This is a genomic window from Saprospiraceae bacterium, from assembly GCA_016719615.1.
GTDB lineage: Bacteria > Bacteroidota > Bacteroidia > Chitinophagales > Saprospiraceae > Vicinibacter.
Map to the genome: position 1 here is coordinate 2,007,624 of JADJYQ010000001.1, position 20,921 is coordinate 2,028,544.

At 37.4% G+C, this 20,921-nt stretch carries 18 protein-coding genes and 2 pseudogenes; 10 read left to right on the top strand and 10 right to left on the bottom strand.

The window, feature by feature from the left end; all coding sequences use genetic code 11:
* The first annotated feature begins 4 nt into the window (after positions 1–4).
* Positions 5–1,030 (top strand): hypothetical protein, encoded by a 1,026-nt coding sequence (locus IPM92_08250; GenBank protein MBK9108352.1) that lies wholly within the window; start codon positions 5–7, stop codon positions 1,028–1,030.
* A 914-nt stretch (positions 1,031–1,944) separates the two neighbouring features.
* Positions 1,945–3,183, top strand: coding sequence for a hypothetical protein (locus tag IPM92_08255; protein MBK9108353.1), 1,239 nt, complete (start codon positions 1,945–1,947; stop codon positions 3,181–3,183).
* A 207-nt stretch (positions 3,184–3,390) separates the two neighbouring features.
* Here IPM92_08255 and IPM92_08260 read toward each other — a convergent pair whose 3' ends face one another.
* The 4 genes from IPM92_08260 to IPM92_08275 form a co-directional block, all read right to left on the bottom strand.
* Positions 3,391–4,041 (bottom strand): class I SAM-dependent methyltransferase, encoded by a 651-nt coding sequence (locus IPM92_08260; GenBank protein MBK9108354.1) that lies wholly within the window; start codon positions 4,039–4,041, stop codon positions 3,391–3,393.
* Positions 4,042–4,066: 25 nt separating this feature from the next.
* On the bottom strand, positions 4,067–5,563 hold the full coding sequence (dacB, locus tag IPM92_08265) for a D-alanyl-D-alanine carboxypeptidase/D-alanyl-D-alanine-endopeptidase (GenBank protein ID MBK9108355.1): 1,497 nt from the start codon (positions 5,561–5,563) through the stop codon (positions 4,067–4,069).
* Positions 5,547–6,464 (bottom strand): succinylglutamate desuccinylase/aspartoacylase family protein, encoded by a 918-nt coding sequence (locus IPM92_08270; GenBank protein ID MBK9108356.1) that lies wholly within the window; start codon positions 6,462–6,464, stop codon positions 5,547–5,549. Before IPM92_08270 ends, dacB begins: the two co-directional genes overlap by 17 nt.
* Before the next feature lie 83 nt (positions 6,465–6,547).
* Positions 6,548–7,435, bottom strand: coding sequence for a RimK family alpha-L-glutamate ligase (locus tag IPM92_08275; protein MBK9108357.1), 888 nt, complete (start codon positions 7,433–7,435; stop codon positions 6,548–6,550).
* 177 nt (positions 7,436–7,612) lie between these two features.
* Between IPM92_08275 and IPM92_08280 the strand changes: the two genes are divergently transcribed.
* From IPM92_08280 to IPM92_08300, 5 genes are all read left to right on the top strand, one after another.
* On the top strand, positions 7,613–8,287 hold the full coding sequence (locus tag IPM92_08280) for an MFS transporter (protein MBK9108358.1): 675 nt from the start codon (positions 7,613–7,615) through the stop codon (positions 8,285–8,287).
* Positions 8,232–8,888 (top strand): MFS transporter, encoded by a 657-nt coding sequence (locus IPM92_08285; protein ID MBK9108359.1) that lies wholly within the window; start codon positions 8,232–8,234, stop codon positions 8,886–8,888. The genes IPM92_08280 and IPM92_08285 overlap by 56 nt, the downstream gene beginning before the upstream one ends.
* Before the next feature lie 209 nt (positions 8,889–9,097).
* The gene (locus IPM92_08290; protein ID MBK9108360.1) at positions 9,098–9,418 is read left to right on the top strand and encodes a hypothetical protein; all 321 of its coding nucleotides are present in this window, start codon (positions 9,098–9,100) and stop codon (positions 9,416–9,418) included.
* Positions 9,399–9,584, top strand: coding sequence for a hypothetical protein (locus IPM92_08295; GenBank protein ID MBK9108361.1), 186 nt, complete (start codon positions 9,399–9,401; stop codon positions 9,582–9,584). Before IPM92_08290 ends, IPM92_08295 begins: the two co-directional genes overlap by 20 nt.
* A gap of 95 nt (positions 9,585–9,679) precedes the next feature.
* Complete coding sequence (locus IPM92_08300) at positions 9,680–10,579, top strand: hypothetical protein (GenBank protein MBK9108362.1); 900 nt, start codon at positions 9,680–9,682, stop codon at positions 10,577–10,579.
* A 119-nt stretch (positions 10,580–10,698) separates the two neighbouring features.
* Here the strand turns inward: IPM92_08300 and IPM92_08305 are convergent, their stop codons facing one another.
* Positions 10,699–12,192, bottom strand: a complete 1,494-nt coding sequence (locus IPM92_08305) for a right-handed parallel beta-helix repeat-containing protein (protein ID MBK9108363.1) — start codon at positions 12,190–12,192, stop codon at positions 10,699–10,701.
* 243 nt (positions 12,193–12,435) lie between these two features.
* Here IPM92_08305 and IPM92_08310 point away from each other — a divergent pair, with 243 nt between their 5' ends.
* From IPM92_08310 to IPM92_08320, 3 genes and pseudogenes are all read left to right on the top strand, one after another.
* Positions 12,436–13,134: a glycosyltransferase family 2 protein gene (locus IPM92_08310; GenBank protein MBK9108364.1), complete on the top strand. Its 699-nt coding sequence runs from the start codon at positions 12,436–12,438 to the stop codon at positions 13,132–13,134.
* Positions 13,135–13,203: 69 nt separating this feature from the next.
* Positions 13,204–14,681 (top strand): annotated as a pseudogene (locus tag IPM92_08315) (glycosyltransferase).
* A 17-nt stretch (positions 14,682–14,698) separates the two neighbouring features.
* Positions 14,699–16,048 (top strand): hypothetical protein, encoded by a 1,350-nt coding sequence (locus IPM92_08320; GenBank protein ID MBK9108365.1) that lies wholly within the window; start codon positions 14,699–14,701, stop codon positions 16,046–16,048.
* Positions 16,049–16,372: 324 nt separating this feature from the next.
* On the opposite strand, the gene gldN is transcribed toward IPM92_08320, so the two are convergent.
* From gldN to IPM92_08345, 5 genes and pseudogenes are all read right to left on the bottom strand, one after another.
* A complete protein-coding gene (gene gldN / locus IPM92_08325) occupies positions 16,373–17,248 on the bottom strand; it encodes a gliding motility protein GldN (protein MBK9108366.1) in 876 nt (291 codons plus the stop codon).
* Positions 17,249–17,258: 10 nt separating this feature from the next.
* Positions 17,259–17,465, bottom strand: coding sequence for a hypothetical protein (locus IPM92_08330; protein ID MBK9108367.1), 207 nt, complete (start codon positions 17,463–17,465; stop codon positions 17,259–17,261).
* A 30-nt stretch (positions 17,466–17,495) separates the two neighbouring features.
* A complete protein-coding gene (locus IPM92_08335; protein MBK9108368.1) occupies positions 17,496–18,830 on the bottom strand; it encodes a hypothetical protein in 1,335 nt (444 codons plus the stop codon).
* A 36-nt stretch (positions 18,831–18,866) separates the two neighbouring features.
* Positions 18,867–19,448: a gliding motility protein GldL gene (gene gldL / locus IPM92_08340; GenBank protein ID MBK9108369.1), complete on the bottom strand. Its 582-nt coding sequence runs from the start codon at positions 19,446–19,448 to the stop codon at positions 18,867–18,869.
* A gap of 75 nt (positions 19,449–19,523) precedes the next feature.
* Positions 19,524–20,765, bottom strand: a pseudogene (locus tag IPM92_08345) (SUMF1/EgtB/PvdO family nonheme iron enzyme).
* Positions 20,766–20,921 lie beyond the last annotated feature (156 nt).

The window sequence follows — 20,921 nt, forward strand, 5'->3', positions numbered from 1 at the left end:
AACAATGAACAAGAGTAATACATTATTTTTACTTGCAGGTGTTTTCCTGACTTTAGGAGGATTGAGTTGGTATTTATTGATGAATCAAGACCCGGAAATGGAAGCTCTTAAAGCGGAAAGAGAGTTTGCAGTAAAAAATATAGATCAAATCGAGAAAATAATTCTCAACAATCGGCTCGGAGATTCGATACATCTTTCAAAATCTGAATCATCATGGATTCTAAATGGCAAGCACAAAGTTTTTCCAAATGCGATGCGCAATCTCCTCCAAACAATTGTTAGCATTAAAATGCAATCTATTCCACCAAAAACGTCCTACCAATCAGTGATGGATGGTATCAAGGGTTCCGGAATAAAGGTGGATATCTTTGGCAAAGGTGATCAAAAAATAAAATCTTATTGGGTAGGCGGCTCAACATTACGTGAAGAAGGTATCTTTTTTTTAATGGAAGGATCACAGCAACCATATATCGTATCAATTCCATCGTTTGTTGGCAATGTAAGAGAGCGATATGATCTGAGCTATAACGATTGGCGCGACAGATCTCTAATAGACATCAAACCGGAAGCGATTTCTTCAGTTACCGTTGAATATCCATTTCAGTCTCATAATTCATTTAAAATTAAAAAACAAGAGAACAAGTTTTATTTATTGGACATCATGCAAGCCAACAAACAACTTGTCTTTCAAAATCCAAAAATACTTCAAAGCTATTTTCAGTCATTTGAAGGCATCGGTGTCGAAGGTATACAAAATAAACACCCACTAAAAGATAGTATTTCAGCGATGACCGCTTATTGCATCATAAGTATTGAGGCGAATGGATTGGATACTCCTATGATTTATAAATTCTATCCCATTCAGGAAGATACGACCGCTCCGGCCAGAGTCAACACCGATCCACGCTTTACAGCTTCCAGGGAATTCTTCCGATTGCATGTGGCTCGCAGCGATGGCGATTTTCTATTAGTACAATATCCACTCGTTCAAACTTTGCTGCGGACGAAATATGATTTTTTAGGACAGTGAGGTTTGAAGGCATGTAGGCTTGTAGGCTTGTAGGCTTGTAGGTATTTAGGCTTGTAGGCATGTAGGCTTGTAGGCTTTCCCGACATAAATAAACTTCTTATTTGCAATAACTTTATAATGTCGGGCTTGTAGGCTTGTAGGCTTGTAGGCTTGTAGGCTTGTAAGAATAAAACACATACTAACGATTGTTAGTTCTATAAAATACAAATATATTTGAACTATTTCTCATAACTTTACTTTTATAAAATCTTTTACTCTATACTCCATAAATTCTCCATTCTCCATTCTCTATACTCTATACTTCATACTCTATACTTCATACTCTATACTCCATAATCAATAATCCTTACTCCTATTCCCATCCCGTAGGGCCAAAATATTGGTAGCCAATATGAAATTAAATCACCGCGAGCCGTAGGTTCGCAACAACACCATTGGATGTAAAATGCAGTTTTCTAAAACGAAAGAAATAAATTTCTTAAGAGCTAAACCACGTCATCTCCCCCTGCTTTAAGAAATAATATTGTTTCAATATAACTTTTAAAACCGGATACCTTGAGTCGATAGAGAATCATCGTTATCCAAACGGAGCTTCAGTAAGAAAACACAAATGATACAACTTACCGCATTGTTTAAACCAATATTTCCTATCCAATCGGCCTTACACATCAGCCGCATTTTGCCGTAAGCACTCTTCGAGCTTAATAAGAAGTAAAAAGTTAGTTGGGACAATTTCCTTTAATAACAACCTGTTCATTGGTGTTTCATAGTTTGAACAAAAAGCAAACAATCCCATATTTTATACATTAAATCTAAATTGTGCCGCCTTTAATAAATCAATTAAGACATCCAATAAATTCGAAAACATCAAAAAATAATTCATTCTAAATTTACGCGATTGAACACCAAACTTCATGTATAAATTAGCCTTATCCATCAGCATATTAGTTTTATTTCATCAAAGTTCGAAACCTAACACTTACATTGAATGGGGATTTTACGGTCACCGCCTGATCAATAGACTTGCCGTTTTTACATTACCGCCCGAACTCATAGGATTTTATAAAAAACATATCGAATACATTTCAGAGCATGCCATAGACCCTGATAAAAGGCGATATACAGTGAAAGCAGAAGCCATCCGACATTATATAGATCTTGATCATTGGCTACATAACAGCATGGATAGTCTTCCAGATGATTACGCTCTGGCAATGCTCCAATTTTCAGACTTTATTGTATACACCACTCATGACAGTTTTCCATTATTTACAGAAACTGATCATCAACAGGACAGCTCAAATCATCTTCAATTTTCAGAACCAGTCGTGGCATATTTTTCTCCAAATGAATGCATCTTAACAGTTGTTCAGTTTCGAAAAATATTTAATTCATACCTGCTACCGGAGTATGATCCCGATCTTTGGACTACTGACTTACATATATTCAATGAATACCTTGATATCAAACCAGGCCATGCGAGACTCCTAATTAAAGACACTTTCTCCCAACATGGTATCTTGCCCTATAATTTTAAAAAAGTCTATCAACAACTCGTTCGCGCGTTCAGTGAAAAAGAAATTTCAAAAATACTCCGACTCTCGGCAGAAATCGGTCATTATCTGGGCGATGCACATGTACCCTTACATACCAGTAAAAACTACAACGGTCAACTCACAGATCAAATTGGCATACATGCATTCTGGGAAAGTCGCATACCCGAATTATTTGCTGAACAGGATTTTGATTTTGTCGTAGGCCCCGCAAATTATATAGACGACGTAAACTCCTATATCTGGAGGCTTATTTATGAAAGTCATAGCTTTGTTGCCGGTCTGCTCGAAAAAGAAAAACAGCTGAGTCAATCCTATCCATTCGACAAACAATATTGTTTTGAAAGCAGAGGAAGCGCAACTGTTAAACTTCCCTGCAAAAAATACGCTGCTCTTTATTACCAAAGTCTAAATGACCAGGTCGAGCAAAGGATGCGAAAAAGCATACAAGGTTTAGGCAGTTTATGGCTTAGCGCATGGATCGAAGCCGGTCAACCGGATCTCATTAACCTTTCAACAAAACCAATCATTACGGATCTTACAGAAGTTATAGATTCCAACAGCAAAGAATTGATTGATCCTGTAAGAAATCATGAGTAGAAAACAAGTAATCATTAAATGAAAAAGAAACATTTGTTACTAGTACAATGCAAAATATAGTAACTATGATTGTTATTTTTTTCGAAACTTAATGAATCTCCAAAACCAGGTAGCAATTACAAGTGTATACAATTGTATATTACACCTTATAAAATCATGCTCATGACATACAGGAAGATGTCATTTCATCAGGATTGTTTTTGTCTACTACAATCCACCCTTTGCCACAATAATATATTGATACTCCAACATGAGATCATCAGAGTCCAGTATTGAATATCCTGCATCCAATAATTCCTGTTCGATGTCTGATTGCGCCATCCTGCAATTTTGTGCAGGCCCAATCGGTGTGAGTTTCTTTTTAAAATCGACAATCATGAGTTGCCCTCCGGGTTTAAATTTTGGAAGCAATGCTTTTAGGTAGTTTTTTCGATTTTGGATATAAGTATAGGTATTTGCAATAAAAATGATGTCTACCTCTCCATCCTTAAGTTTGGGATCATCCTTTTCTGCCAACCTGGCTTCAAATCTATCCTGGATTTCTTTCTTGTAGTATATTTTTTCCTGGTCCATCATCTGAATGAGGTCCGGATCAATATCAATGGCGATTACCTTTTCTGCTTCATGTATAAAACGAAACGAAAAATACCCACTACCGGCACCTATATCGGCAATGACCTTCCCTTCGAGGGACCCCAATTTATGAATGACATCATAAGGTTTTTGCCAAACAGTTCTATCTCTGATCTCATGTTCCCATTCATTCAAGTTTGCAGTATCTTTTGTCGAAGTAGAATTTTCAATTTGACTCAAAGTTTCTGATTTTTTATCTGCGCAAGCGATGAAAATGAAACTCATAAGCATAAAATATAAAATTTTCATGTCAATTAAATTTGGTGAGCATCACTTTATCTAAAAAGCCTGCAATATGTTTTTGTAAAACATCGGACTTACCGGGATAATTATTGATAATGATACAAATTGCGGCAATGATCTTTTGGTCATGAACCAAATAACCCGCATAAGAACGAACCCTTTCCATACTCCCACTTTTTAAATACAAGCCAGTCTTCACATCCCTTTTAGGGCTAAGATGTTTTCGAAGGACTCCGGTTTGATGTATATCCGGAATCAATTTCCAAAATGGCTCATCTGTTTTGTAATGCTTATATTCAACTAAAAACTGAATCATATTTGAAGCCGAAATAAAATTCTTAGGAGACAGACCGCTCCCATCTTCAATTTCAAAAGCGGGATTTTGGAAAATATCTGATTTTAAACGATGATCTATTGCCCGCAGTATAGAATCTCTATTTGTGCCTTTCAGCCAAACCCGACCGAGTTCATGCAAAAAAGATTCGCAATAAAGATTCACGGATTTGTGAAGTGCACGCTGCACAAGTTTATGCAAATACGGAGATTTAATTTTGCACAAAACTTCTAAGGAGTCCCGCACATGAATTGTATTCGTTTCTTGACTATTTAATTCATTTAAAACTTGAATACCCCGCTCAGCTAATTTTTGTACCAACATGGTTTTTAAATATGTTTCCGGTTCATGCATTGCTGCCCTGATCGTGAGCGAATCATTCACACAACATTTCCAATTTCCTTTGATCATTTTTCTGGGAGATAAAGTACTTCCCAAAACGTAGACTTCTGTTTCGGGAGGATTAAAGTTTCCTTTCACTTCAGATATAAAATGGCGGTTACCAATATCAGGTAATTCTTTAATAATGGGACAAAGTCCTCCTTCTGATTTCGCGGACGCCAATCGGATGGAAATTTCATTTTCATAAAAATTCAATGCATGACAACCACCGCCATAATAATTTCCCAAATCGTAATACAACCATTCAGGATTTTCAGGTTCATCCATAATGTATGACTGATCTATTTGGATACCTCTCGTAATGGTATGTATTCCTCTTTTATATAAAATACCAGCCAATAAATTCGCGATAGAATCCAATTGGACAGCTTCTTGCAGATAGGGCGAAGCCAAAGATGGATCCCCGCAGCCATTTATTTGCAGGTAACCATCAAATATACCATTTGCCTTTTCCTTACCTATCATGCTAATGGCTGTATTGTACTGAAATTCCGGACCGAGGGTATCCAACAACAATACTGTTGGCACTAATTTTAAAATGGAAGCAGGAATAAGTGCTTTATGTTCATTAAAGCTCAGCAGCTTTTTGTTTGTATTCAAATCTGTAAGTTGAAAAGAAATTTGTGCATGTTTCAATAATGTATCATTGACAAATTCTTTAAAAGCTTTTTTAAGTTGCCTCTTCGAAATACCAGATTGCCCTTGCAGGTCACTTGCAAAGAAAACTGAAGCTAAAAAGCAAATTAGCAATTTAAGGAATGGTGACATGTTTTTCATCATCAAATGCAAAATGAAACATTCCATCTCCAACGTTTACGATGGGTGCATTGTTATGGCTTAAAATAAAAGCATCCCGGGAAGCATACATTCTGGTTTCCCGTTGTGCAAACGGGTCTGTAATAACGGCCAATAATTCACCCTTTTGAACATAAGACCCGGCATCTCTTTTATAGAGCACCATACCGCCATCCTGAGCCCTTTCCCAACTGGTCTTTCTGAATACTTTTTTGATAATTCCAGAAGTCATTGGAGCATCGATCATTTGATGAGCTACCAGAATTTCTTTAATCAGGTTCTGCCCTCGTTGAACGATAAATGGATCCAAATGATGGGATTCTCCGCCTTCGAAAACGAGAATGGGTTTGCCCATATCTTTCGCTACTTTTCTCAAGGATTTGGACACAAAATGTTTTTCAACTACCAATGGAAAATTAGCTTTTAAAGCCAAAGCCTTAGCCTCCGGGTGCTTTGAAGAATACCTTAATTGCGGATAATTCCAATGCCGGTCACCACCACTATGGAAGTCAATACCAAAGTCCACCAGCGGCAATATTTTTTTGGTAATTATTTTAGCAATTCTCGATGCAAGGCTTCCCGAGCTGGTTCCGGGAAAACTTCTATTGACATCTTTACCATCGGGAACATCCCTTGAAAAATTAATAAATCCAAAAATATTGAGCAAGGGAATTGCGATGACTGTTCCTGCTTTGAGTTGGCCAAACATTCGTTTTGCTACTGCTGAGCGCACAATTTCAACCCCATTGATTTCATCTCCATGCATACCGCCTAATAATAAAATTGTAGGCCCCGGTTGTTTGCTCCTAAAAACAAAAGTAAAAATTGATATGCTGTTGCCCGAAGGCAAGCGCCCGGCACGTATTCGAACCATCCCCGAACTACCCGGTGGAAAATCCTGTCCATGTAAATTAATTTCCTGCATGAGCTATTGATGTGTGAATATGTGTTCTGCAATTAATGCATAGGTTCTCGGACTTTTCGTTCTAAATACTCTATAATTTTACCAGCTATATCAACACCAGTCGTTCCTTCAATCCCTTCCAATCCAGGAGAGGCATTTACCTCCAATACCAATGGCCCTCTATTTGATCTTAAGATATCAACACCAGCGACCGCCAAGTCTAATAATTCAGCAGCTTTTAAAGCAAGGGATTCCTCTTCACTGCTTAAACGCACCATGTAAGCATTGGCGCCCCTGTGAATATTGGAACGAAATTCTCCCGGCTGGGCTTGACGCAACATAGCACCTACCACTACGCCATCAACTACAAAAGCTCGTAAATCTGACCCTTTTGCATCCTGTATAAATTCTTGAACCAATACATCCTCTCCCACCCTATGAAAGCCTTCCACAATGCTCAAACCCTGACTTCTTGATTGGGTCAGAATAACGCCAAGACCTTGTGTACTTGACAATAATTTGATCACTGCTTTATCTTTTGAAATTTGGTCATAGACCATTCCAGCACAAAAATCACCGGCTGCAATCCCAGTCTTTGGAATGTCAATACCATGCGTAGATAAAAACTGCATGCAATGAAGTTTATTCCTGGCTTTGAGCAGCGCATTTGCGGAAACAGTCGTTGGAATACCCATATATTCCAGTTGCCTGATGACTGCGGCCCCATATTCGGTAGCAGAAGCGCCAATACGAGGTATAACAGCATCAATATTTTCTACGGGATCCAAACCTATGTATAATTGGGGTTTATTTTGCTCGACGATGATATTACACATCAAATGGTCAATAACATGAACAAAATGCCCACGCTTTTGTGCAGCTTGTATAAGACTTTGTGTACTGTACAGCGCTGCGTTTCTAGATAAGATCAATATTTTCATCCGGCTCAGACTATTGCTCAAAGATGTGCCAATATACTTGCTTTATCTAAAATTCAGATGAAGAGTTTCATTTTGAATATGGCTGCACTTCTGTCAATTGCTAAATTTAGATGAATTTCTAAATCCAATTCAAGATTCCAAAACATTCTTTGTATTCTTGTCTAAGCAAAGAATCAAATGGAACGAAATAAAAAAGCAGAATTGGGATGGGTCATGTTTGATTGGGCCAATTCGGCATATTCTCTGGTAATCTCAACGGCCATTTTTCCCATTTTCTTTCTCGAATTTTCTGATAAAACATTTCAATTTGGGACCATATCCATTTCAAATGCTTCTGTATATGCCTATTCAGTATCATTCGCTTATATCGTCGTTTGTTTTGTAACACCCATACTTTCTGGGATTGCAGATTATGGCGGATATCGCAAATTATTCATGCGCATATTCACTACAGTCGGTAGCCTTGCTTGTATGAGTCTTTTCTTATTTGACGGACCTTCATCTCAAAACCTTGCACTGTTTTCTTTTATGCTGGCTACCGCCAGCCATGCGAGTTCTCTTGTATTTTACGATTCCTATTTAAACCAATTGGTACCTGTAAACAGAGCAGATAAATTGAGCGCGATGGGTTATGCCTTTGGTTATATCGGTAGTGTCATTCTTATGTGTCTTAATATTGCCATGATCCAAAAACCTGAATTTTTTGGCATCCAGCGATGCGACAACAGCTACGCGCATTGCATTTCTGAGTGTGGGACTCTGGTGGATCTGTTTCTCTCAGCTAACATTTGTTTGGTTGCCAAAAGATCAAACCTCAAAATGGCAATCAGACTGGCTTACCAGAGGTTATAGAGAACTCAATAAAGCCTGGACTTACGTTCATCAACATGTTTATATTAAACGCTTTTTGTTTGCTTTTTTCTTTTATAGTGCTGGTGTACAAACGGTCGTTTATCTTGCCAGTTCATTTGCTAAGCAGGAACTTCGATTTGAAACTGGCGAATTAATTGTGGTCATATTATTACTACAACTGGTTGCCATTGGTGGTGCCTTTTTATTTGCGTATATCTCGAGGAAAACACATAATTTTTATGCAATGAAAATAATGATCATCATTTGGTCACTCATTTGTTTATTTGCATATTTCGTTTACGAACAAATGGAATTCTATTTGCTTGCTACCATGGTTGGTCTGGTACTTGGTGGAATTCAAGCCATCTCCCGTTCGAGTTATTCTAAAATGATTCCTAAAGATCATCCTGATATTACATGTTTTTTCAGCTTTTACGATGTCATCTATTATTTATCAATTGTATTTGGAACGTTTCTGTTTGGGTTTATTAATCAGCTTACACAATCTATGCGACTCAGCGTATTAGCTTTGATGGTATTCTTTTTTATTGCTTTTTTGATTATTAGAACCATTCCAAACAACCAAATGAGAAATGAATAAGAATTTTAAACAATATATAGGTAAAAATATTTTAAAATTTTCAAATTTGGTTCTTTAATGAATTTACATTTAAAGAACATTAAAATATAGAAATTTTAAATTTTTACTTAAAAATTAAATAGATAATCTTTGCCAGATGTTAAAATATAAAAATGAATATTCACACCATTCCAATAATATTTCGGAGCTTTTTATTCATTACATTTCCAATGATTTCAATCGCTCAAGATGGCAGCTTAGACTTAAACTTTGGAATGGATGGAATTGTTACTTCTGCAATTGGAAGCGCCCATGATATTGGCAATTCAGTAGCCATTCAAAACGATGGCAAAATAGTTGTAGCGGGCTACTCTGGAAATAATTTAGCCTTAATTCGTTATAACCACAATGGTTCTTTAGATCACAATTTTGGTTCGCAAGGTATTGTCATTACAAATCTAGGATGCGCAAATGCTTCCGGAAGTTCACTCTTACTACAAATGGATGGCAAAATAGTCGTTGGGGGATATTGTGATTTTCCCAAATTATGATTTTTCAATCACGCGATATCTGACAAATGGATCATTAGACTCGTCTTTTGGCACAGTAGGCACAACGATTACAGCTATTCTCAATGGTGGTGATCAAGGTTTTGCTCTTGCCATCCAAAAAGATGGAAAACTAATTTTGGGAGGAATGACTTCTGAATGGCTCTAACGGTGATTTAGCGCTGACCAGATACCATGTCAATGGAAGATTAGACCAAAGCTTTGGAAATTGAGGAATAGTGATTACGCCTGTTGGAATTGCTAATGATATTATACGTTCTATTGACATTCGCCGATGGTAAAATTCTAATTACAGGATTTAGTTACACTTCATCTAGTTTTTCATATGATTTTATTTTGGCCCGGTATCACTCGGATGGAAATTTGGATACTAGTTTTGGAAATAATGGTTTTATAACAACCGCATTTATACACAATACAAATGATTATGCAGAATCTATAAAAATACAACCTGATGGTAAAATTCTGGTGGGCGGTTATAGTTTTAATGGTTTCCTACTCGTTGCCAGATACTTAACGGATGGACAACTCGATCCTGCATTCGGAAAAAACGGCATAACTTCCATACCTTTTGGATGTGCCTATCCAAATGACTATAGTCTTGCACTCCAGGAAGATGGAAAAATTTTGCTGGCAGGTTATAACAATTCCAATTCAATGCATTCAGATTTTGCTGTAATCCGACTACATCAAAATGGTAGTATAGATTCAACTTTTGGCAAAAACGGTTTAACCAATACGCCGATTGGAAACTTAGATGACATTGCAAATTCTATAGCTATTCAGAAAGATGGTAAAATTGTAGTGGCGGGTAAAAGCAACAATGGAATCAATTATGATTTTGCCTTGGTACGTTACCATAATAATCTATCCGTAGCAACAAATAATTATAAAAAAAAGATGGATGTTTCATGTCATCCAAATCCATTCACCAGTGAAATTAAAATCCAGCTAGATCAACATTTGGACAATGCCAGCCTTTTTCTTCAAAATGCCTTAGGAGAAAATGTAAAAAAAATCATCCATATTTCCGGCAACACCATTACCCTCCAAAAAGGAAATTTACCTTGCGGTTTATATTTAGCTTATCTGGAACAGGATCATCATATGATTGCAACTATGAAATTGATGATCTTAGATTAGTTGTAATATTCCGGTGGACTTTAGCAAATCTTTAAGGATATTGAAATAAAAATTGCTTGCGATAAGCATAAATAAAAGTCCACCTAAGCAAATGAAATGCATTAAAATAAAAACCTTGCTTATTGAATTTTTTCAAAACAACCCAAATCGGGTAATTGTCCATCACGTGGCTTACAATCCAAATCTAAAAGTAAGGTTGGAATAGGAATGGCTTTGCCATTAGCCACAGACAAGGAATCTAAATGAAAATCACCTTTGGTAAAATCCACAAATAATTGCTGTAAACTTTTATAATTCATACAATTTTGGGTGTACTTACTTTCAAAATTTGGAAATGGCGTCAACAACTCCTTAATCCGATACAAACAATTTTGAAAAGCAGGAGAGAATGAAACGAAGTTATCTTCAACGAGCCATAATTCATCCTCATCTGATCCCGTAATGATGCAATTGCTAAAATTTGCAACCAGGGGATGTTTGTAAACAATTCCGCAAAATGGAAAATCAATACATTGCGCATTGCTCAAATAAACAGCTGGTTCTGAATTACCCAAATTTGCAAATGTCGAATAATTGCATTCGATTTCACCTCCAATAGTGACAAATAAACTGGATTGCCCCTGATGGTACAACAGGCAATTTTGAATGACCAGTTTGGCAGAACTGCTTAGGATTCCGTACTGACTATTGTTATAAATACGGGTATTTGCAATTTTAAGTTCTGCGAGAGAATCAATATAAATGCCGATCAAATTGTTTTTAATAACTGCAAACTCCAAAATGTTTCCTTTACTTTCTGCATCGATAAAAATACCACCCCACTGCCCGGGGATATCTTTAAATCCGGGCTCCAGTCTTACACCCTGAAATATGACAGGCTTCTCTTTGGTGCCTATGACTTCAATTCTGGCAGATGAGCCAATGATCAGCCGGCCATCATTATAAAAAAATACATTTCCATCAGAATCTTCCGCTTTTGTAAGTCCACCCCAGGCATGAATTTGTGTACCTGATTCAATTTTAAGGACCCCATTCTCGATGACCACGATGCCGTAAAGTATATAGGGCTTAGGATCATTCCAAATTAAACTTCCTCCCTGGAGGTCAATTACTGAAACTTGTCCTTTATTACTTTTTTGAGGATAGTAATTTGCATTTTGCCCCCAGGCTATTAAATGAACAAGTTCCTGGTTACCATTGTATTCAACGAGAATTGAATCATGTTTAATAAAAGGACTCGCCTCAAGCGGTTCATCCGGATCTACAGTAACATCGCAGAATAAGTATATGCTGTCATGAGGACCGATTTCTACATTTTCAACTGTCTGTTTAGCGATTCCATCAACATTTAGGCGAAAATCAGACGCATTCCCGGAGAGAATTGATATCCGATCAATTTTTATAAAGTCCTTGTTTGGGTTATAAATTTTTAAAAAACGCGTAGCCGAACCAATGGTAGTGAAAACGGTATCAAACCTCAATGTATCGGGTTCAATTCTGATTTTATCTACCGGATTTGAAGTAAACGATTCCTTGTGACATCCATAACTCGACAAAAGCAATAGAAAACCTGCTGTAAAAATGCAATTCCAATAAAGTATTCGATTTAACATAGGGCTTTCCGCAAAGAAATTCGAAATAATTCTATTTTTGCACAAAATACTCATTGATGACTGAAACGAATCAATCCACAAAAAAAGACTGGCTGTATTTTTTAATTTCTGCCGGTGCAACTGTATTTCTATTGTGTTGCTATCCTGCATGGTTCTGGTTAGGTTTGCCTTTTACCTTGACATATCTTACCAAGGCTTTGAGAGCACTCTGATCAAACGAACACATTCATGAAAACTTAAGTGATGACCATTGACGTCATCATTCCTGCATTAAATGAAGAACAATCGATTGGATTCGTTCTCAGGGACATCCCTAAACATCTATCCCGGACTATATACGTCACCGACAACGGCAGCAGTGACCGAACCGTTGAAGTTGCCCAATCAGAGGGAGCTAAGGTATTATATCAAGCCCGGAGAGGTTATGGTTCAGCTTGTTTAAAAGCAATGGATGCCATTGCTTCACTCCCCTCCAATCAAAAACCTGATGCAGTTGCATTTCTGGATGCTGATTATTCTGATCATCCAGCTGAGTTAGTCTTATTAGTCAGAAAACTCGAAGAAAGTCAGGCGGACCTCGTCATAGGCTCCAGAGTCCTTGGCAAAGCACAAAAAGGATCTCTTACCACTGTTCAGCGATTTGGCAACAGACTCTCTACCTGGCTGATTGAAAAACTATTTGGATATCATTTTACGGATCTGGGACCATTTCGGATCATCAGATACGATGCCCTTTTAAAATTAAATATGCAGGATCCAGATTATGGCTGGACTGTGGAAATGCAAGTTAAAGCTGCACAACACAAATTAATGGCAACTGAAGTACCGGTAAGCTACAAAAAGCGAATTGGGAAATCTAAAGTTTCAGGCACAATTAGGGGCATTTTTGGCGCAGGTTCAAAGATTCTCTTTATAATATTCAAAACATATGTTAAAGGTTAAAATTGTGTTAAAAAAAATTGACTTTTATGCGTTAAGGCTGTTTTGATAGAATTATTTTTGCAATCGAATATGAATACAATCCAGCTTTTGCTTATTGCCAAATATACTGGCAGTCTTTTATACATTACTGTTTTTTCCCTTTTACAACTTGGCTTATTAAAAGCCTATCGGGAGCACAAAAACAAAAACAAATTTTACCGCCATTAAATGACGGGGACCACTACCCGATGGTAACAGTTCAGCTACCGATTTTCAATGAAATGTTTGTTGTAGACCGGCTCCTGGATAACATTACAAAACTCGACTACCCTAAAGACAAACTTGAAATACAAGTTTTGGATGATTCGACAGATGAAACTGCCGGCCACGCTGCCCAAAAAGTTGAATTTTATAAAAGTCAGGGCTTTGATATTCAGCATATTCACCGCACAGATCGGAAAGGTTTTAAAGCCGGTGCACTCCGCGAAGGAATGAAGACTTGTAAAGGCGAATTTATTGCCATATTCGATGCTGATTTTCTCCCTAATTCGAATTTTCTCAAAACCAGTCTTCCATATTTTAATTCGGATAACATAGGCGTTGTTCAAACGCGTTGGGAGCATATTAATGAAGATTATTCCTTTTTGACAAAATTGCAAGCTTTCCAGCTCAATGTCCATTTTACTGTGGAGCAAGCCGGAAGGTATGCAGCAGGACATTTTTTGCAATTCAACGGTACCGCAGGAATCTGGCGCAAAACATGTATTGACGATGCAGGTGGATGGCAGTCAGACACCCTCACAGAAGACTTGGATTTAAGTTATAGAGCACAATTAAAGGGATGGAAAATCAGATATGTTGAAGATATCATTTGTCCGGCTGAATTACCGGCTGAAATGCATGGTTTGAAATCACAACAATTCCGTTGGATGAAAGGTGGAGCTGAGAACTCGAGAAAACTTCTGCCCATAATCCTTAAAGCTAAGCTTCCGCTATCTACTAAATTCCACGCTATTATGCATTTAATGGGCAGTGGCATCTTCCTGGTCATCTTTTGGGTATCATTACTCAGCGTACCTGTATTATTTACGATGGATGATTTGGGATTAAAAGCGACTTTCCTCGGATTTTGTTTACTCGGAACTCTGGCAGTGATGTCTGTATTTTATGAGGCCAATAATATGATGTGCTGGAAAGAAAAGAATGTAAAACATAAATTTTGGCGATTTTTATTGTTGTTCCCGACTTTTATGGCCTTATCCATGGGATTTAGTTTTCACAACAGCATCGCAGTGATTGAAGGCTATATGGGTAAAAAATCAGCTTTTATCAGGACCCCAAAATTTAATCTGACTACTTTAAAAGATAAGGTTTTTAGAAATGGCTATTTAATTCAACAGCTCACCTTGCGAACATGGTTGGAATTTTTCATTTGTCTATACTTTGCATTTGCAATTGGTATGGGCTTTTATATTGAATATTATTCTTTCCTCTTGTTTCATTTCTTGTTGATGCTTGGTTTTGGATTGAATTTCTTTTATTCATTGCGCCATCTTAGTCTAAAATAAAAGATATCTTTATACCAATGCCAACAAATCAAAAGGCTTGGTATTCCTTAAGCTATCTGGCTTATGCAATCTCAATAGTTTTCCTGGCGATTAATGGAAGACCAGACAATTTTGCTCCTTTAATTTTTATTTGGAGCATTTGTTTTATCTGCTTTTTCATTCTCTTGCGCTCTTTTGACTTCATAAATCCCGGTTTTATTTGGTGGTTGGTTCCTTTGATCATCAAATTAGTTCTGATTTTTATATCTCCTCAATTATCAAATGACTTTATCCGCTTTTGGTGGGATGGGTACTTAAGCTGTCATGGAATCAACCCCTATTTATGGAGTCCACATGAGACATTGCAATATTTTCCAAACGCTGATTTCATAGGTCCCTTACAAAAGAATTATGGTTCACTAAATTCACAAGAGTATCATACCGTTTACCCGCCCTTAAGTCAATTGCTTTATTACCTCAACACAATTATAGCAGGTGAGAAACTTTTGCTGTTCAGCATTGGAATGAAGTTTTTCTATCTGATGGCAGACATTGTAACACTCTTCTATCTGCTTAAAATATTAAAGCAATTAAACTTACCTCTTTATGGTGCATTTCTGTATTTCGGTAATCCACTGTGTCTTATTGAGCTACAGGGAAATCTTCATACCGAACAATTTATGCTGCTCTTTTTAGTGATGGCCTTATACTATAGCATGCGTTCCTCCGATATAAACACTGCATGGACATTGGCTGGTTCTGTATTGTCAAAAATGAACAGCCTTTTGCTGACGCCTTTATTTGTAAATAAGAATTCGGGTTTACTAACTTATCTGACCATATTTTCAAGTGCATTTTTTGCACTATTCATTTTGTATCTGCCCACTGCCAATAGCGCTGGCGGTTTTGCTAATAGTATAGGATTGTATTTTCAAAAATTTGAATTTAACTCCTTGTTCTATTATATAATGAGAGATCTACTCTTTGAACATAAATATTATATTTCTAAAATAAATTTGGGATGGATTCTATTAGCATGCTTTGGCTTATGTGCATCCATGATTTATTTGATTTCTTTTTTTCGAAAAAACCAAGGCCCTTTTCCATTTTCAGCAGCATGGTGGATACTCGTTATTTTTTATTGTTTAAGCACCACCGTACATCCATGGTATATCTGTCCACTAATAATAATGGGTATCTTTTACTTGCCGGTCAGCACTACCATTTGGTCCTTTTTCATTTTCTTAAGTTATAGCCATTACGACCCGGAATTTGAATCTTATTACAGAATTCTTTCAGGCTCCGGCTATCTTAGTTTTTTCGTAGCGATTTATCTCGAACAAAAGGGTAAAATAGGCTTTGGATTTTGCAAGAGAGTTATCGTATAAAATTCGAAACGATACGCATCTTCAATAAATTGTTTAAGTTGTCTGTTGACCGCATAGTAATCCATAATATGGTTTTCCAAAATTACAGATCTGAAAATTTTGAAAGAGCGTAAGTGTAAAAAACAATTACAAGAGGTAAATACATTTTCATTTATAAAAGAGGACCCATTGCCAAAATAATAAACCCACTCTACGTAAGATAAAGAGGCACACCCTGGATTAGTTGAAAAATCCTTACATTCATAAAAGGAATAAAGTTATAAAAAAATAAAAGCCGGTATGTTTTCACACATACCGGCTTTTATAAATTTTGAATATTTCAAATCAATACGTCCACAAATCATGTTCTTTATTGAGAATTTCGTTTTTGATCTTCTCAGATTCCAACAAAAGCTTTACACCATCGTTTTCACCTTTAAAAATATCACTCAAACGATTATCCTGAACATTGGATTCTTTAATAATGTAACTTGAAAAGAAACGATAATCAAATACATCTGCCCATGTGTTGGGTGCAGCATCGTTTTGATCATTGAAGACCTTTTCTCTGGCAAGTAACTTTCTGGCTTCAGGATAATAAACCCAAAACATCGGTAAAGTATACTTCAGGTTTCCTGCATCGTCGTATTCATCCTTAATTGGAGCTATACCCAAAACTCTGCATTCTAATCTGGAAGTTTGTTTATTAAAATACCACATCTCTTTCACGCGATAAGTTTTGATATCGTTGAAATCGATGTCTGACTTGCGAATTTGTACATCCTCAGCATAAGTCTCCGGATCTGTAACGACAACTGTATCTACCCTATGGAGCAGTTTATCGAGTTCTTCACCTGTAACGAATTTCCTGAAATTATCCTCTTTAAAAATGCGAATATCGCCATTTTCAGCTCCTTGCACCAAAATCTGGAAGAAGGGCCTCACCGGATAAATAAAAGGTAAATTCATTTTTTCGCGAACATCCAGAACGCGCCATAATCTTCTTTCCCAAACCACATCCGCTTCGCGGATAGGTTGGTAATCCAATATGCGTTGTTCTTTAATGAGGCTGCGGCTTACGATATCATCGAGATAACCGGAATCCTCCTCTTCTTCGCTGGCTTCTGTTTTCTCATCTTCTGAGGTCTGAGCTAATAAACTGATGCTGCTTGCGCTGCAAAGAAGTAAGATTAGGTAAAATGAAATCCTGAACTTATACATGAAACAAATTTTATTTAATTTGGAATGACATATCTCCTAAATCACGAGCAGCAATGTCACCGGGACATCTTCCTTTGATTTGTTCAAAAAGAAAACGATCGCCTGGTTTAGCTTGCTGGATCAGGGTATTTGCCTGAGGTGAAAAACGTCCTCCCGTATTGGTCACAATTTGAGCGTCCTGACGGGGTGCAACGCGAACAAGGTTAAAACCCTGTATAGCGCATTTTGCGTCAAACTCACATCCTTCTCATACTGGGATTACACCTTGTTGTGCCTTAAAAACACCGTTTGGCATAGCACCACCACGTTTGTCTGAAAGCATTGGAACTGGTGTAGGAATTCTCTTAACGCGGAATTTAAAATTGGTAGGAGGCAATCCACCACCACTTAAAGTAATGTTTGCGTCTCCCGGTGTTTTTACATTGGCGATGTATTTAGCACCACCCTGGTTTTTAAGTTCGATACCACCTCCGGCAGCTTCAACTTTCAACTGAGCAGTAGGAACACCCGCAGCGGAAATCGCCACTGGGTTATCAACACCAATATAAAATACGTTCATTTTTTCAGCAGACACGTTACATGAACGCTCACCTACTTCAAATTCAAATTCCTTGCGGTATGTGTCTGTGTTGAGTGTAACAGGGTTTGTTACAGTCGCTACAGCTGTATATTTTTTAGTACCCACATCATTTGCACCGGTTTTCCAAATAGCATCACCTTCAGCATTGGTCGCAAGATTTGCACCATTTACAGAAAGAGATACTTTGGTATTAGTTGCTTTTGATGTTGACGCAGCAAGCGAGATTGCAGTTTCAAATGACTCACCTTTGATAACATAGTTTTTCTTTGGAGAAGAAATAACCGTGAATTTATCCAAAACGACGTCCTCACCACCTAGCTTTTTACTAAAATGATTTAAGATTGCGTTTTCTGAAGCTTTCGCATCATTGATGAACTTGGTAAATATAGGTAAGCAAGCGCCCAATGGCATTTGCTTAAAAGTAAATTCTTCCCAGCTCTTTTTATTTTTTGAATGCCTCCAGGTTTCATCATCAATAATTAAAGGTATTTCACTTTCCATGGCAGTGCGAAGACTGTCATCAATTAAAGAAAGAAATTTTACTCTGTACTCGGTAATTTTTTCTTTCAGTTCCAAACCTTTTTTATTGGTAACCATTTCACGAGTGGTGACATCCTTGTTTTTCTTTCCTTTCAGATCCTTTTTTTCACCTACCATGATGTAATCCAGTTCATCAACTGAGCCGTTATTATTTCCTGATTTGTCAATCAAATCATCGACAATTCCATTAACGTAATCAGTGAATTCCTTTCCGTATTGAACAGCCAGAGGGGCACGCTCTTTGAAACGGGCAAACTCAGGTTTAGCTTCAGATCTTTTGTTGATCGAAGGAACTAAAGATTCATTGGCTCTATCCAACGAAGTATTAGAATCTGCCAAACTTTTGTTTACCAGTTTGAATGCGTTAAAAATCTCTGCCGACACGTTCAAAGCCAAAAGAGCCGTAAGTACCAGGTACATGATGTTAATCATGAGCTGGCGTGGCTGCTTAGGTATAGACATATTTTAGTCTTTTAATTGGTTATTAATAATAATTAATTAGTTACCTACAGTTTTGTAGGCAGACAAAATATTTCCGTAAACAGAATTCAAATTTGTCAAATTTTTATTCAAGGCAGAAACCTGGGTATGAACGTTTTTGGTATCTTCAATAGAAGCATTCAACTCAGACATAGCTTCCGTCATACGAGTATAAAAATTGCTCATGGCTTTCATTTGATCACCAGTCTTACTGAAGTCAACTTCCTGAAGTGCTTTTAATGAACCTAAGCTCTTGGACATACCTTGTAATTCAGTCAACATTCCTGAAAGTTGAGATTCTACCACCTCACCATTTGCAGGACGGCCACCTTTTACAGGTCCCTCGATCAATGGATTGATTTTTGCGTTTGCATCACCTAATCCCGGATAAAGTTTATCCCAGTAATAATCTTTATCTGGTGGAATAACACCTAAAATAAAGAATAGAATCGCTTCTGTTACTAGACCCGCAGTGATCATCGCATCACCACCTTCCCAGGACATGATCTTATAAAGGGCCCCGAGCATTACGACAGAGGCTCCAACTCCGATCAAGAGGTTTTTCGCGTATTTAAACCAGTTTTGCTTGTAAATAGCCATTGTTATGAATTTTTTAATGAGTTAAGAGAAAATTGTTTGCAATTAATTGTAAGACTTCAAAAAAAGGTCAGCTGACTATCTAAAGTCATTTTCAGACCTTCCAAGGAAAGACAATACACATCTGAATCCAATATAGGATTTCGTAGTGTCTTGAAATTCCCAATTACGCGTACTTGTGTGTAAATAGTATGCTACATCTTTCCACGAACCTCCGCGAATAACTTTACGCTTATACGCCTCAGCATCTTCTTCTTTAGCATCGTACTTCACATCCGGATTTTGATCGTGGATGATCACGTGCGCATTATCGGAATAAGCAGATTCTGTCCATTCTGAAACATTACCTGACATATTATATAAACCATATTCGTTAGGGAACTATGCATCTGCCCTAACGGTATAATAGCCGCCATCTTCGGGATAGTTACCACGGCCGGGTTTAAAGTTTGCTAATAAACAACCTTTGGCATTTCTAGGATAATAGCCACCCCAAGGAAAAGGAGCTTGTTCTCTGCCACCTCTTGCTGCCCATTCCCACTCATGTTCTGTTGGTAAGCGGAACTCTTCTGTATTCGGTTCTTCCTCACCTTTGAACTTATTCCAAATAGAAGTTCTCCAATAACAGAATGCACGACACTGCTTCCAATTCACACCAACCACAGGATAATCATCAAATGCCGGATGTGAAAAGTAATTGCGTGTCATGGGCTCATTATATGAATAAGCAAAATCTCTGACCCAGCATAAGGTGTCAGGATAGATATTCGTCTTTTCCCTGTGAATGATATTGGAACGGCGGATGTCTCTGCTGTGTGCAGCCATCTGCCAATCTTTCCACTCCCATTCGTAAATAAATTTACGGGTATCTAATTCCTTTACTCCTTTAAAGGCATCAGCGCCCTGAAAATACATTTCATCCAGAGTTTCGTCTTCCCAATCAATTTCCTGTTCCCAATCAACCTCTTCGGTCTCACCATCTTCACCTTCTACAAGGTGACCTAAGGCTTTATGGGCCATTTCGTCTTTCACATAAAACACGAATTGGCGATACTCATTGTTTGTAATCTCAGTATCATCCATGTAAAACCCTGAAATCGAGATAGATTTCTGTGGCTGTACCAGATTATGGAAGAAATCCTGGTCACTTTGACCAATGGTCAAACTACCACTCGGAACGTAAATCATTCCGTAAGGATTAATACCATCCCATTTGGGTCTTGGAGAAGCGCCTACTAACTGTCCGTCTTGTTGATTTTTGCCGCATGAGGCCAACAACATAGAAAGCAAGGCGAAGAGAAAGAAAATTGAATTTCTCATCATCATTATAAATTTACCTACTTTGTCTTAAAAAAAGTGGCACAAATATAAAACAATCCAAAATCATTTATTCAAAATATTTTTTGGGCTTTTTTACTATTTGCACACTAATATTCGAACAAGATATAACGTTTGTTTATTGTGTTTAAATAAAAT